Below are 13,967 nucleotides of genomic sequence, written 5' to 3'. Positions count from 1 at the left end.
GGTTTTCCTATTCGTTACCGGTGGGTGAGTTCGCTTCGTGAATCCGGTTTGGCGAAGTGCCTTACCTGAATCTGAAAGCCGTTTCGCAAGCCAATGTAGAGGCTCTCGCCGGGCGTGAGCCCCGCGGCATTGGCCCAACGGGCCAGGTCGTCCTGTTCGAAGCCCAACCATAGATCGCCGCAGGCCTCCCTGGCCCAACTCTGGTTGTGGCTGCACAACTCGGTCACCAGCAGCGCGCCGCCTGGCTGCACCCGCTGGGCCAATTGTTTCATCGCATCGGCCGGCGCCGCGAAATGGTGCAGGACCATGTTCAGCACCACGCAGTCGGCGGCGGCCTGCTCGTCATTCAGGGCATCGGTCAGTCGCAATTCGACATTGCCGAGACCCTCTTCGTTACAGCGCATCCGTGCCAGCTCCAGCATCGCCGGGCTGTTGTCCAGCGCCGTGACCCGGCTGAAGCGCCGTGCCAGGTCCGGCAGGAATCCACCGTCGCCGGGGCCGACTTCCAGCGCGGTGGCGCCGGGTTCGAAACCCAGCGCATCAAGCAATGCCAGCACACTGTCGCGGTATTGCGGCAGTCCTGCGATCAGGTCCTGCTGGGCCTGGAATTTTTCCGCCGCACGGGCGAAGAAGTCGCGGCTGATCGCTTCACGCTGGGCGTGCACCTCGGCGATGCGCCCGGCGATCTCGGCCGGCAGTTCCAGTTCGTCCACCTCGGCCAGCAGGGCCGCGTGCAGCATGCCGCCGACCCGCTCGTTCTGCGCCAGGGCGCGGCGGTAGAAGATCGCGTTGCCTTCGCGGCGGGTGGCCACCAGGTTCGCCTGGGCCAGCACCTTGAGGTGGTGACTCATGCCCGACTGGCCGGTGGCGAAGATCTGCGCCAGTTCCAGCACGCCGAAGGAATCGTTGGCCAGCACCCGCAGCACGTTCAGACGCAGCGGGTCGCCGCCAGCCTTGCACAGGGCGGCCAGCTCGTCGCTGTCGTCATGACGGATCTGGGGTACGCGCAGGCTCATAGGGCGCGCAGTTTAGCCCCCGCTTTCCGGTGCTGCAATGCCAATATCAAAAAGTTTTGATATTGGGTGATCGACGGTCAGCCGGGTTTTCGCGCCAGTTCGAGGAAGGCGGCCGGCGCCGGGCTCAGGCTCTGGCCGGGACGCCAGAGGGCGTGGAACTCGCGTTCGATGGTCAGATCGCGCACCTCCAGGCTCGCCAGGCGCCCGCTGGCCAGTTCCTCGCGGACCATGTGCGGCGACAGCCAGGCGATGCCGCGGCCATCCTGAACCAGGCGCTTGAGTGCTTCGGTGCTGCCGATGGACATACGTACGCGCAACTCGATGCCCCGTTCGCGATAGGCCTGCTCGACGCTGGCGCGGGTGGCCGAACCCTGTTCGCGCAGGTAGTGGTCCTGCCCTGCGAGGTCGCGGGCACCGAGTTCTCCGCGCCCGGTCAGCGGGTGCCCGGGGCCGACCACCGGCAGCAGTCGGTCGCGGTCCAGCAGGAGGCTGGCGAAGGCCTGGTTATCGAAGGCGCCTTCGACGAAGCCCAGGCTGATGCGCCCGTCCTCCAGTTGCGCGGCCACCCCGCGGGTGTTGCTGACAGCCAGGTCCAACGTCATGGCGGGATGCAGCTGGTGGAAGCGCTCGATCAGTTCCGGCAGCAGGTAGCTGCCCAGGGTTGCGCTGGCGCCGAGGCGCAGTTCGCCGTCCTCCAGGCTGGCGAAGCCGCGCAGGTCGCGTTCGGCGGCGGCCTCCAGGGCGAAGATGCGCTGGGCGTACTGCAGCAGGCGTTCGCCGCCCTCGGTCAGGCTGACCCCGCGTGGCTGGCGGTTGAACAAGGGCAGGCCGATGCTGGCTTCCAGGTCGCGGATTTCCCGGGTGACGGCCGGCTGGCTGATGAACAGGCGGGCGGCGCCGTTGCTGATGCTGCCGCTCTCGGCGACGGCGAGAAAGACCTTGAGGTGATGCAGATTCATAAACGTAAGGCATGCCAATGATGCTGAATATGTATTTTTCATATAGCACAGCCTTGCCTAGGCTGGCTCCGTTCTTCCCGTCACGGGACCACCCGACCGGAGCCTTCGATATGCCTCGCCCCTTTACCCGCCTTGCCGAACCCCTCGCCTTCGTCCGCCAGTTCACACCCAACTGGTTCGCCGTGACCATGGGCACCGGCGCGCTGGCACTGGTGATCGCGGCGCTGCCCTGGGGCGGGGCGCTGGAGCGGCGCCTGGGCGAAGTCTTCTGGCTGTTCAATGCCGTCCTCTTCGCCGGTTTCGCCCTGCTGTTCATCGCGCGCATCCTGATGTTCCGCGACACCCTGCGGCCGATGCTGCTGCACCCGGTGCAGTCGATGTTCCTCGGCGCCATTCCCATGGGGCTGGCCACCCTGATCAACGGCCTGGTGCTGTTCGGCGTGCCGCACTGGGGCGAAGGCATGCTCGCCCTGGCCCATGGGCTCTGGTGGCTGGACGTGGCGCTGGCGCTGGGCGTGGCCCTGCTGGTGCCCTATCTGATGTTCACCCGCCAGGATCACGCACTGGAAAAGCTCACCGCGGTCTGGCTGCTGCCCATCGTCGCACCCGAGGTGGCAGCGGCCGCGGCCGGCGTGCTGGCGCCGCACCTGGAACCGCAAGCCGCGCGGCTGATGCTGGTGACGGGCTATCTGCTCTGGGGCGTGTCCCTGAGCCTGGCGTTCTCCCTGATCACCCTGGTGCTGCTGCGCCTGGCCCTGCACAAGCTGCCGGGCAGCGAGTTCGCCGCCACCAGCTGGTTGCCGGTCGGCCCGCTGGCCACCGGTTGCCTGGGCCTGCTGAGCCTGGGCAAGGCGATGCCCGCGGCCTTCGCCGGTACGGCCCTGGCCGGTGTGGCGGAGCTGGCCCGCGATGTCGGCCTGATCGGCAGCCTGCTGCTCTGGGGCGCGGCGTTCTGGTGGCTGGTGATGGCGCTGCTGTGCACCCGCAGCCATCTGCGCCAGGACATGCGCTTCAACCTCGGCTGGTGGGGCTTCACCTTCCCGCTGGCGGTCTTCACCCTGGCCACCTTCGAGCTGCAGCAGCGCACCGGCATCGCCGTTTTCGCTCCCGTGGGGGTGGCCCTGGCCCTCGGGCTGGCGCTGATCTGGCTGCAGGTGATGGCCCGCACGCTGGCCGGACTCTGGCATGGTGAACTGTTCCAGGCGCCCTGTCTTGCGGCTGCCGCAAGGCTTTCCCGCACCTGAGCGGTGAAACTGCGACCATCTGTGATTGCCCGCGACCTGCCGGCTGGGCGAAAATAGCGGCCTTTTTTCGATTAGCCGTCTATTCAGACCTGCAGGAGATAAGCGATGCCCAGCCGTCGTGAGCGTGCCAATGCCATTCGTGCCCTGAGCATGGATGCGGTGCAGAAAGCCAACAGCGGCCACCCCGGCGCCCCCATGGGAATGGCCGATATCGCCGAAGTGCTCTGGCGGGATTACCTGCAGCACAACCCGAACAACCCCAAATGGCCCAACCGTGACCGCTTCGTGCTGTCCAACGGCCACGGCTCGATGCTGAACTACTCGCTGCTGCACCTCACCGGCTATGACCTCGGCATCGAAGACCTGAAGAACTTCCGCCAGCTCGGCAGCCGCACCCCGGGCCACCCGGAATATGGCTACACCGCCGGCGTCGAGACCACCACCGGTCCGCTGGGCCAGGGCATCGCCAACGCCGTTGGCTTCGCCATCGCCGAAAAGACCCTGGCCGCCCAGTTCAACCGTGAAGGCCACACCATCGTCGACCACAACACCTACGTGTTCCTCGGCGATGGCTGCATGATGGAAGGCATTTCCCATGAAGTCTGCGCCCTGGCCGGCACCCTGGGCCTGAACAAGCTGATCGCCTTCTACGACGACAACGGCATTTCCATCGACGGCGAAGTCCACGGCTGGTTCACCGACGACACGCCGAAGCGCTTCGAGGCCTATGGCTGGCAGGTGATCCGCAATGTCGACGGCCATGACGCCGAAGAGATCAAGACCGCCATCGAGACCGCGCGCAAGTCCAGCGACCGTCCGACCCTGATCTGCTGCAAGACCGTGATCGGCTTCGGTTCGCCGAACAAGCAGGGCAAGGAAGAGTGCCACGGCGCGCCCCTGGGCAATGACGAGATCGCCCTGACCCGCGCTGCCCTGGGCTGGAACCATGCGCCCTTCGAAGTTCCGGCCGAGATCTACGCCGAGTGGGATGCCAAGGCTGCCGGCGCCGCCCGCGAGGCCGAGTGGAACGAGCGCTTCGCCGCCTACGCCGCCGCCTATCCGGAACTGGCCGCCGAGTTCCAGCGCCGCATCAAGGGCCAGCTGCCGGCCGACTTCTCCGCCAAGGCCGATGCCTACATCGCTGAAGTCGCCGCCAAGGGCGAAACCATCGCCAGCCGCAAGGCCAGCCAGAACGCCCTGAACGCCTTCGGCCCGCTGCTGCCGGAGTTCCTCGGCGGCTCGGCCGACCTGGCCGGCTCCAACCTGACCCTGTGGAAGGGCTGCAAGGGCGTGTCCGCAGAGGATGCTTCCGGCAACTACCTCTACTACGGCGTTCGCGAGTTCGGCATGAGCGCCATCATGAACGGCATCGCCCTGCATGGCGGCTTCATTCCCTACGGCGCCACCTTCCTGGTGTTCATGGAATACGCCTGCAACGCCGTGCGCATGGCCGCCCTGATGAAGCAGCGCGTGCTCTTCGTCTACACCCACGACTCCATCGGCCTGGGTGAAGACGGCCCGACCCACCAGCCGGTCGAGCAGCTGGCCAGCCTGCGCTGCACCCCGAACCTGAACACCTGGCGTCCGGCTGACGCGGTGGAATCCGCCGTGGCCTGGAAATCCGCCATCGAGCGCAACGACGGCCCGAGCGCGCTGATCTTCTCCCGCCAGAACCTGCCCCACCAGCCGCGCGACGCCGCCCAGGTGGCGAACATCGCCCGTGGCGGTTACGTGCTGAAGGACAGCATTGGGGAGCCCGAGCTGATCCTGATCGCCACCGGCTCCGAAGTGGGCCTGGCCGTCCAGGCCTATGACGTGCTGACCGCCGCCGGCCGCAAGGTTCGCGTGGTGTCGATGCCGTCCACCAGCCAGTTCGACCAGCAAGACGCCGCCTACAAGCAGGCCGTGCTGCCGGTTCAGGTTGGCGCGCGCATCGCCATCGAGGCTGCCCATACCGACTTCTGGTACAAGTACGTCGGCCTGGAAGGCCGCGTGATCGGCATGACCAGCTTCGGTGAGTCCGCCCCGGCCGCCGCGCTGTTCGAGCACTTCGGCTTCACCGTCGACAACATCGTCGCCACCGCCGAAGAACTGCTGGACGTCTGACCCGTTCGCAGGGGCGAGCTCTGTTCGCGAAGCCTTGTGCTTCGTAAGCAAGCTCGCTCCTGCAGGGTTTCCTACCTCTCCCGGTCCTGCGAGCGCACCATGCCAAGCAATCGCCCCTTCAAAGTCGCCCTCAACGGCTACGGCCGCATCGGCCGCTGCGTGCTGCGCGCGCTCCATGAGCGCAGTGGCGGGGCGAGCTTCGAGATCGTCGCGCTGAACGACCTGGCCGACCAGGCCAGCATCGAATACCTGACCCGCTTCGACTCCACCCACGGCCGCTTCCCCGGCGAAGTGCGGGTGGACGGCGATTGCCTGCACATCAACGGCGACTGCGTGAAGGTATTGCGTAGTGCCGAACCGGAAGGCATCGACTGGGCCGCCCTGGGCGTGGACCTGGTGCTGGAATGCTCCGGCCAGTACACCCATCGCCAGCAGGCCGCGCGCTTCCTGGCCGCCGGCGCACCCCGCGTGCTCCTGTCCCAGCCCATGTCCAGCGAATCGGATATCGACGCCACCATCGTCTACGGCGTCAACCAGGACAGCCTGAGCGGCGCCGAGAAACTGGTCTCCAACGCGTCCTGCACCACCAACTGTGGTGTGCCCCTGCTGAAACTTCTCAACGAGTCCGTGGGTCTGGAGTACGTCTCCATTACCACCATCCACTCGGCGATGAATGACCAGCCCGTGATTGACGCCTACCACCACGAAGACCTGCGCCGCACCCGCTCTGCCTTCCAGTCGGTGATCCCGGTATCCACTGGCCTGGCCCGTGGCATCGAGCGCCTGCTGCCGGAACTGGCCGGGCGCATCCAGGCCAAGGCCATCCGCGTGCCGACGGTGAACGTGTCCTGTCTGGACATCACCCTGCAGACCGCCCGCGACACTTCGGCCGCCGAGATCAACCGGGTGCTTCGCGAGGCCGCCGAAAGCGGCCCGCTGAAGGGCCTGCTGGCCTACACCGAGCTGCCTCACGCCAGCTGCGATTTCAACCACGATCCCCATTCCGCCATCGTCGACGGCAGCCAGACCCGCGTGTCCGGCCCGCGCCTGGTCAACCTGCTGGCCTGGTTCGACAACGAATGGGGGTTCGCCAACCGTATGCTCGACACCGCAGAGCACTATCTGCGGGTTTCCGCTGCTTCTCGTTAACCACCAGCCCCCGTGAAGGACTGACCCCATGACCGTGTTGAAAATGACCGACCTCGACCTCCAGGGTAAGCGCGTGCTGATCCGTGAGGATCTCAACGTGCCGGTGAAGGACGGCGTCGTGAAGAGCGATGCGCGCATCCTCGCGTCCCTGCCGACCATCAAGCTGGCACTGGAGAAGGGCGCGGCGGTAATGGTCTGCTCCCACCTGGGCCGTCCCACCGAGGGCGAGTTCTCCGCAGAGAACAGCCTCAAGCCCGTGGCCGAGTACCTGTCCAGGGCCCTGGGCCGTGAGGTTCCGCTGGTGGCCGATTACCTGGGCGGCGTCGACGTTGCCCCCGGCCAGGTGGTGCTGTTCGAGAACGTGCGCTTCAACAAGGGCGAGAAGAAGAACGCCGACGAGCTGGCCCAACAGTACGCCGCCCTGTGCGACGTCTTCGTGATGGACGCCTTTGGCACCGCCCACCGCGCCGAGGGCTCCACCCACGGCGTGGCCAAGTTCGCCAAGGTGGCCGCAGCCGGCCCCCTGCTGGCCGCCGAACTGGAAGCCCTGGGCAAGGCCCTGGGCAACCCGGCCCGTCCGATGGCCGCCATCGTTGCCGGCTCCAAGGTTTCCACCAAGCTCGACGTGCTGAACTCGCTGTCGCAGATCTGCGACCAGCTGATCGTCGGCGGCGGCATCGCCAACACCTTCCTCGCCGCTGCCGGCTACAAGGTGGGCAAGTCCCTGTACGAAGCCGACCTGGTGGACACCGCCAAGGCCATCGCCGCCAAGGTCAGCGTGCCGCTGCCGGTGGACGTGGTGGTTGCCAAGGAGTTCGCTGAAAGCGCCGCGGCTACCGTCAAGGCCATCGCGGACGTGGCCGACGACGACATGATCCTGGACATCGGCCCGCAGACCGCCGCCCAGTTCGCCGAGCTGCTGAAGTCCTCCCGCACCATCCTCTGGAACGGTCCGGTGGGTGTGTTCGAGTTCGACCAGTTCGGCAACGGCACCAAGGCCCTGGCCCTGGCCATCGCCGAGAGCCCGGCCTTCTCCATCGCCGGTGGTGGCGACACCCTGGCGGCGATCGACAAGTACGGCGTGGGCGAGCAGATTTCCTACATCTCCACTGGCGGCGGTGCTTTCCTCGAGTTCGTCGAGGGCAAGGTGCTGCCGGCCGTCGAGGTGCTGGAACAGCGCGCCAAGTAAAACGGCCTAAACCATGGCAGGGCCCCGCGGTCCCTTGAACAGGGCCCGCGAAAAGGAGTACCTGCCATGCGTTACGCTGCGATTCTGCTGATTCTCTGGGGTGGACTTGCCGGTTGTACCGGCGGCAGGCCGTCCAGCACTTGCGAAGTGGTGAGCCCGCCTCAGATCGTGCTCCCGAGCAATCAGGACGACCAGCGGGTAGAGGCGCAGGCCAGTGGCGATCCCGCTGAGCGCAACGAAGGACAACAGCATTGCCCGTGATTGGCGCAGTGCGCGGATGGCCGGAGCCGTCCCCAAGGAGACATGGATGAAAGGATGGTTCGCCCTCGCGGGCTTCGCATTGCTGGCCGGTTGTGCCGGTCGGCAGGCGCCCAGCGATGACTGGACGCACTGGATCTGCGACAGCCAGGCCGAAGTGCTCTGGCGCTTTGCCGATGCGAGCAGGGAGAGCGTCGACCTGCGTCTGGGCGGCGGCGATATCGTCCACCGCCTGAAGCGGGAAGCTTCAGCCTCCGGTGCGCTCTACAGCGACGGCAACCTGGCCTTCCACACCAAGGGCGATGAGGGCCTGGTCTACTGGGCCTCGACCGACGACCTGATCGGTCGCGGCTGCAAGGCGCCCTGATTCGATTTTGATTTTCCCCGGCGTCGGCGGATGACCGCTCCTCACCGGAACTTGAACCCGGCCTGCCCCTGCGGCAGGCTTTGCAATTTGACAGCCCACCCAATCGGGAGACTGAAACACCATGGCACTCATCAGCATGCGCCAGATGCTGGATCACGCCGCCGAATTCGGCTACGGCGTACCGGCTTTCAACGTCAACAACCTGGAACAGATGCGCGCCATCATGGAAGCGGCCGACAAGACCGATTCCCCGGTGATCGTGCAGGCCTCCGCCGGTGCCCGCAAATACGCCGGCGCCCCCTTCCTGCGCCACCTGATCCTGGCTGCCATCGAAGAATTCCCGCACATCCCGGTGTGCATGCACCAGGACCACGGCACCAGCCCTGACGTCTGCCAGCGCTCCATCCAGCTGGGCTTCTCCTCGGTGATGATGGACGGCTCCCTGCGCGAAGACGGCAAGACCCCGTCCGACTACGAATACAACGTGCGCGTCACCCAGCAGACCGTTGCCTTCGCCCACGCCTGTGGCGTGTCCGTGGAAGGTGAGCTGGGCTGCCTGGGTTCCCTGGAAACCGGCCAGGCCGGTGAGGAAGACGGCGTTGGCGCCGAAGGCATCCTGGACCACAGCCAGATGCTGACCGATCCGGAAGAAGCCGCCGACTTCGTCAAGAAGACTCAGGTGGACGCCCTGGCCATCGCCATCGGCACCAGCCACGGCGCCTACAAGTTCACCAAGCCGCCGACCGGCGACATCCTCGCCATCGACCGCATCAAGGAAATCCACAAGCGCATCCCCAACACCCACCTGGTGATGCACGGTTCTTCCTCGGTTCCGCAGGACTGGCTGGCGATCATCAACGAGTTCGGCGGCGACATTAAGGAAACCTACGGCGTGCCGGTCGAGGAAATCGTCGAGGGCATCAAGCACGGCGTGCGCAAGGTGAACATCGACACCGACCTGCGCCTGGCTTCCACCGGTGCCATCCGTCGCTTCCTGGCGCAGAACAAGGCCGAGTTCGACCCACGCAAATACTTCGCCAAGACCATCGAAGCCATGCGCGACATCTGCATCGCCCGCTACGAAGCCTTCGGCACTGCCGGCAATGCCTCCAAGATCAAGCCGATCTCCCTGGAAGGCATGTTCCAGCGCTACGCCAAGGGCGAGCTGGCCGCCAAGGTCAACTGATCCCGTAGTGCTTCACGAAGAGCCCCGCATTGCGGGGCTCTTTCGTATCCGGGAACACCGGAAACCCGCAGGGAAAACACAGGTTGGCGTAGGGCGAGACGAGTCAGCGGGCAGCCACGTCGCCGGCTAGTGGTCCGGCAGGTGCTCGCACAACGCTGTGCTCGGGTAGACTGTCGCGCTTTCCATTCCCATCTGCTTTGCCATGATCAGTCTCAAGTACCTCCGCGGCTACCCGGCCCACCTTCAGGAACAGGTGGCGCAGATGATGGCCGCCGGCCGCCTCGGCGAGTACCTGGAACGCAAGTATCCGGGGCGCCACGACGTGCAGAGCGACAAGGCGCTGTACAGCTACGCGATGGCCCTGAAGCAGGAGCATCTGCGCAACGCCCCGGCCCCGGACAAGGTGCTCTACGACAACAAGCTGGATGTGGTGCACAAGGCCCTCGGTCTCAACACGGCCATCTCGCGGGTGCAGGGCGGCAAGCTCAAGGCGAAGAAGGAAATCCGCGTCGCCTCGCTGTTCAAGGAGGCTGCGCCGGAGTTCCTGCGGATGATTCTGGTCCACGAGCTGGCGCACCTGAAGGAACGCGACCACACCAAGGCGTTCTATCAGCTGTGCGAGCACATGCTGCCCGGCTACCACCAGCTGGAATTCGACCTGCGCGTGTACCTCACCTGGCGCGAGCTGCCGGGCTGAGCCCGGTGCCGGCTGCTAGGCTCTGAAATAGCAGTCGACCGAGGCTCGCGGACATGCGCCTGACTTTCCGCACCCTCTGTTTCATCCTCTGGGTGCTGGGCCTGGTCCCCTTCGCCAATGGCCGGGAATTGCTCGCCGTCGGCACCGATTTCCCCGGACTCTTTGTCCTTGACCGCAGCGGTGAGCCACGTGGGCTGGGCGTCGATGCCCTGCGCGTGATCGCCGATGAGCTGGGCCATCAGGTGCGCTTCGAGCTCTACCCCTGGGCACGCGCGCAGAAGCTGGTGGAGGAGGGCCGCGCCGACGTGCTGATCGGCCCCTACCGGACTGCGGCGCGGGAGCGTCGCTTCCAGTTCGCCGAACCCGGTTTCTACCGCGACAGCGTCGTCTTCTATGCCCGCACGGATTCGGCCAGCAGCTGGGACGGCACCCTGGCCAGCCTGATGGGGAAACGCATCGCCATCATCCACGGCTGGATCTACGGCGAACGCTTCGAGGCCATGCGCGGCCAGCTCGACCATCACGTCGCGCCCTCGGTGGAGCATGCGTTCAAGCTGCTGATGGCAGGGCGCGTCGACCTGGCCGCCACCAACGAACGGGACTCGCGGGCGTGCATCGAAGTGCTGGGTATCGCCGACAAGGTGCATCGCCTCACGCCCACCATCGACACCCAGGTGGGCTATTTCGCCCTGCCCAGGGGCGAAGCCCACCGCCAGCTCCGCGATGACATTGGCCGGATGCTGCGGCAAATGCGTGCCGATGGTCGGCTGGCGAAACTCGCAAAGCCTTACGGCGTGCCGCTTCCCTGAGCAGATCGCGCGAATGCCTCCAGTCGCCGTGGGCGTTGGGGCGGAGCATGGCCAGCCTGCTGCGCTGAAGGGCGCACCTATACTCAGGCGTACCGCTCGCTCCCGGGGGTTCCATGCGCCGACTTCCGCTGCTCTGCCTCAGCCTGTGCCTGGCCTGGGCCCACGTGGTCACGGGCGCCGAGCAGTGGCGAGTGGCGGTGGCCGAGATGCCGGGGCTGGCCGAGGCGAACGGCAGTGGCCCCCTGCCGGATCTGCTCCGCGCGTTGGACGCGCAATTGCCGGACATCGACTTCGAGCTGCAGATCACCCCCTTCGCCCGCACCTTCCATCTGCTGCAGAACGGCCAGTGCGAATTCCAGGTGCCCTTTCTTGGCAATCTGCCGCGCCTGCCGGCCGGTTTGCGCTATGGCTCGGGCCGCCTCTGGCAGGTGCGCTTCGGCCTGTTCACCCAGCGTGGCAGTGACCTCAGCGTCGCCCAGTTGCTCGACCCGGCCCATGTGCTCAGTGCCGAGCGACTGGCCGCCAGCGGCATGGACGCCGCTCAGCAGACGCAGCTCAAGCCCCTGTTGGGGCGGAGCTGGCGGCTGGACGAATTGCAGGAACAACTCGCCGCGCCCACCGTACCCCCGGCCTTGCGCGCCCTGGCCTATCCCTATCGGATCGAGACCGATCGCGCCCACGCCCCCTGGCTGGGGTTCCCGGCCCTCTCCGGCAACAACATCGAGGCCAGCCTGCAAAAGCTGCTGCGCGGGCGCATCGACGGCTACGTGTTCTCTGTGAACCAGACCGAGCACGAAATCGACCGCCTGGGCCTGCGTGAACAGTTGCGGGCCGAGGATTTCGGTCTCTATCCGGTGCGCTGGCTGGTGCCGGACAACCTGCGCGGCGCCCATGTGGACCGGCACCTGATGGAGGCGCTGGGCAAGCTCCAGAAGCAGCCGGGATTCGCGAAGTTGCAGGCGCCGCTGAACCGGTCGTCCAGCGACTGGAAACCCTGGCCCTAGACTTTCCAGAACGGTTTGAGGGCTTCCTCCAGCGCCTGCTGGCGGCTCAGGCCGACGTCCTTCAGGGCGTGATCGTCCAGCTCCAGGAGCCGGCGACGGGTGTGCAGGCGCATCCAGAAACGGTTCCAGCGATCACCCAGCCGTGCCGGTGTGAGGGAAACAGTGGCGCGCTGCTCCTGTTCCAGTTCCCGTGCCTGGAGAGTCAGGCGTACGTCGCTCATGCCGTTCATCATCGCGTTCCTCATGCCCTGTGGTGGATCGGGGTGGAACCATGATGTCCGTCGGCGAAATCACAATACAGATTCACGATCTGTATATTTTTTTCATACAGATTGCGTGATTTCCTATCTGAATCGTCCGTTTCAGGACCATCTGTAATGGTTCTGCCGGGGATAAGTTCCGATTCGGGAGACTGTCATGAAGCTCTACATCAAGCTGGCCGAAACCCTGGGAGAACGCATCGAACAGGGCTATTACCGCCCCGGCGACCGATTGCCTTCGGTACGTGCCCTGAGCCTGGAGCACGGCGTGAGCCTGAGTACGGTGCAGCAGGCCTACCGGATCCTCGAAGACAGTGGCCTGGCCGAACCGAGGCCGAAGTCCGGCTACTTCGTGCCGCCGCGCCGTCAGGCTCCGGCGTTGCCGGCGGTCAGCCGCGCCCCGCAGCGACCGGTGGATGTCTCGCAGTGGAATGACGTACTCGACCTGATCAAGCGCAGCGCCAAGGACAACGTGCTGCAACTCGGCCGTGGCATGCCGGACATCACCAGCCCGACCTTGAAGCCGCTGCTGCGCAGCCTCGGCCAGATCAGCCGGCGCCAGGACGGCAGCGGCCTCTACTACGACAGCATCTACGGCACCCAGGCCCTGCGCGAACAGGTGGCGCGCCTGGCGCTGGACTCCGGCTGCCAGATTCCCGCCAGCGATATCGTCATCACCACCGGCTGCCACGAGGCGCTGTCGGTGGCGATCCGCTCCACGTGCGAGCCGGGGGACATAGTCGCGGTGGACTCGCCGAGCTTCCACGGCGCCATGCAGACCTTGAAGGGCTTCGGCATGAAGGCCCTGGAACTGCCCACCGACCCGCTCAACGGCATCAGCCTGGAGGCGCTGGAAATGGCCCTGGAGCAGTGGCCGATCAAGCTGATCCAGCTCACGCCCAACTGCAACAACCCCCTCGGCTACATCATGCCGGAGGCCCGCAAGCGCGCCCTGGTCACCCTGGCCCAGCGCTACGACGTGCCGATCCTCGAGGACGACGTCTACGGCGACCTTGCCTACCACTACCCGCGCCCGCGCACCATCAAATCCTTCGACGCCGACGGCCGCGTGCTGCTCTGCAGTTCCTTCTCCAAGACCGTGGCGCCGGGCATCCGCGTCGGCTGGATCGCCCCCGGCCGCTATCTCGACCGGGTGCTGCACATGAAGTACATCTCCACCGGCGCCACCGCCACCCAGCCGCAGCTGGCGCTGGCCGACTTCATCGGCAAGGGCCACTACGAGCCGCACCTGCGGCGCATGCGCAGCCAGTACCAGCACAGCCGCGACCAGATGATCGACTGGGTGATGCGCTACTTCCCCGAAGGCACCCGCGCCAGCCGCCCCCAGGGCAGCTTCATGCTCTGGGTGGAACTGCCCGAGGACTTCGACACCCTGCTGCTCAACCGCGTCCTGTTGCCCAAAGGCGTGCAGATCGCCGCCGGCAGCATCTTCTCCGCCTCCGGCAAGTACCGGAACTGCCTGCGGATGAACTACTCCTCCAAACCCACCCCGAGCATCGAAGCCGCCGTGCGGATCGTGGGGGAGACGGTGAGGGAGTTGATGGGGGAGTAAAGGATGGGCAGACCGCTTTTTTCTGGTTCTTCGCGGAGTCTGGGGGAAGAGCGAGTTGACAGTCAGGGAAGTGGGTAAATTGGCAGTCGCCAAACGAACCAACCCCCACTCCCTGCTGCCGCCGTGCATCCTATTGATCTTGCTCAATTC

At 65.9% G+C, this 13,967-nt stretch carries 14 protein-coding genes; 11 read left to right on the top strand and 3 right to left on the bottom strand.

The window, feature by feature from the left end:
- Positions 1-14: 14 nt before the first annotated feature.
- Positions 15-1,016: an ArsR/SmtB family transcription factor gene (locus ACFW0B_RS16490; RefSeq protein ID WP_449149966.1), complete on the bottom strand. Its 1,002-nt coding sequence runs from the start codon at positions 1,014-1,016 to the stop codon at positions 15-17.
- A 77-nt stretch (positions 1,017-1,093) separates the two neighbouring features.
- Complete coding sequence (locus ACFW0B_RS16485) at positions 1,094-1,975, bottom strand: LysR family transcriptional regulator (protein ID WP_449149964.1); 882 nt, start codon at positions 1,973-1,975, stop codon at positions 1,094-1,096.
- Positions 1,976-2,085: 110 nt separating this feature from the next.
- On the opposite strand from ACFW0B_RS16485, the gene ACFW0B_RS16480 reads away from it, so the two are divergent.
- From ACFW0B_RS16480 to ACFW0B_RS16435, 10 genes are all read left to right on the top strand, one after another.
- Entirely contained in the window at positions 2,086-3,219 is a 1,134-nt protein-coding gene (locus tag ACFW0B_RS16480) for a TDT family transporter (protein ID WP_449149962.1), read from the top strand.
- 105 nt (positions 3,220-3,324) lie between these two features.
- Positions 3,325-5,325: a transketolase gene (gene tkt / locus ACFW0B_RS16475; protein WP_449149960.1), complete on the top strand. Its 2,001-nt coding sequence runs from the start codon at positions 3,325-3,327 to the stop codon at positions 5,323-5,325.
- Positions 5,326-5,424: 99 nt separating this feature from the next.
- Positions 5,425-6,474, top strand: a complete 1,050-nt coding sequence (epd, locus tag ACFW0B_RS16470) for an erythrose-4-phosphate dehydrogenase (protein WP_449149958.1) — start codon at positions 5,425-5,427, stop codon at positions 6,472-6,474.
- 28 nt (positions 6,475-6,502) lie between these two features.
- Positions 6,503-7,663: a phosphoglycerate kinase gene (locus tag ACFW0B_RS16465; protein WP_449149956.1), complete on the top strand. Its 1,161-nt coding sequence runs from the start codon at positions 6,503-6,505 to the stop codon at positions 7,661-7,663.
- 66 nt (positions 7,664-7,729) lie between these two features.
- On the top strand, positions 7,730-7,924 hold the full coding sequence (locus ACFW0B_RS16460) for a hypothetical protein (RefSeq protein ID WP_449149954.1): 195 nt from the start codon (positions 7,730-7,732) through the stop codon (positions 7,922-7,924).
- A 46-nt stretch (positions 7,925-7,970) separates the two neighbouring features.
- Positions 7,971-8,288: an MliC family protein gene (locus ACFW0B_RS16455; protein WP_449149952.1), complete on the top strand. Its 318-nt coding sequence runs from the start codon at positions 7,971-7,973 to the stop codon at positions 8,286-8,288.
- Positions 8,289-8,409: 121 nt separating this feature from the next.
- Positions 8,410-9,474 (top strand): class II fructose-bisphosphate aldolase, encoded by a 1,065-nt coding sequence (gene fba, locus ACFW0B_RS16450; protein ID WP_449149950.1) that lies wholly within the window; start codon positions 8,410-8,412, stop codon positions 9,472-9,474.
- 202 nt (positions 9,475-9,676) lie between these two features.
- Positions 9,677-10,171, top strand: a complete 495-nt coding sequence (locus ACFW0B_RS16445; protein ID WP_449149948.1) for a YgjP-like metallopeptidase domain-containing protein — start codon at positions 9,677-9,679, stop codon at positions 10,169-10,171.
- Positions 10,172-10,224: 53 nt separating this feature from the next.
- Positions 10,225-10,980 carry a substrate-binding periplasmic protein gene (locus tag ACFW0B_RS16440; protein ID WP_449149946.1) on the top strand — a complete coding sequence of 252 codons (756 nt, stop codon included), beginning with the start codon at positions 10,225-10,227 and terminating at the stop codon, positions 10,978-10,980.
- 113 nt (positions 10,981-11,093) lie between these two features.
- Positions 11,094-11,984 (top strand): hypothetical protein, encoded by an 891-nt coding sequence (locus ACFW0B_RS16435; protein WP_449149944.1) that lies wholly within the window; start codon positions 11,094-11,096, stop codon positions 11,982-11,984.
- Here the strand turns inward: ACFW0B_RS16435 and ACFW0B_RS16430 are convergent.
- Positions 11,981-12,214, bottom strand: coding sequence for a DUF1127 domain-containing protein (locus tag ACFW0B_RS16430; RefSeq protein WP_449149942.1), 234 nt, complete (start codon positions 12,212-12,214; stop codon positions 11,981-11,983). The two genes, ACFW0B_RS16435 and ACFW0B_RS16430, sit on opposite strands and share 4 nt — an antisense overlap.
- A gap of 187 nt (positions 12,215-12,401) precedes the next feature.
- On the opposite strand from ACFW0B_RS16430, the gene ACFW0B_RS16425 reads away from it, so the two are divergent.
- Positions 12,402-13,817 carry an aminotransferase-like domain-containing protein gene (locus ACFW0B_RS16425; protein WP_449149940.1) on the top strand — a complete coding sequence of 472 codons (1,416 nt, stop codon included), beginning with the start codon at positions 12,402-12,404 and terminating at the stop codon, positions 13,815-13,817.
- Positions 13,818-13,967: the final 150 nt, after the last annotated feature.

Source organism: Metapseudomonas phytobenefica, assembly GCF_043392685.1.
In the GTDB taxonomy this organism is placed as follows: domain Bacteria; phylum Pseudomonadota; class Gammaproteobacteria; order Pseudomonadales; family Pseudomonadaceae; genus Metapseudomonas.
Note: the sequence above shows the minus strand (reverse complement) of the source record. Positions and strands in the feature narration are given on the sequence as shown.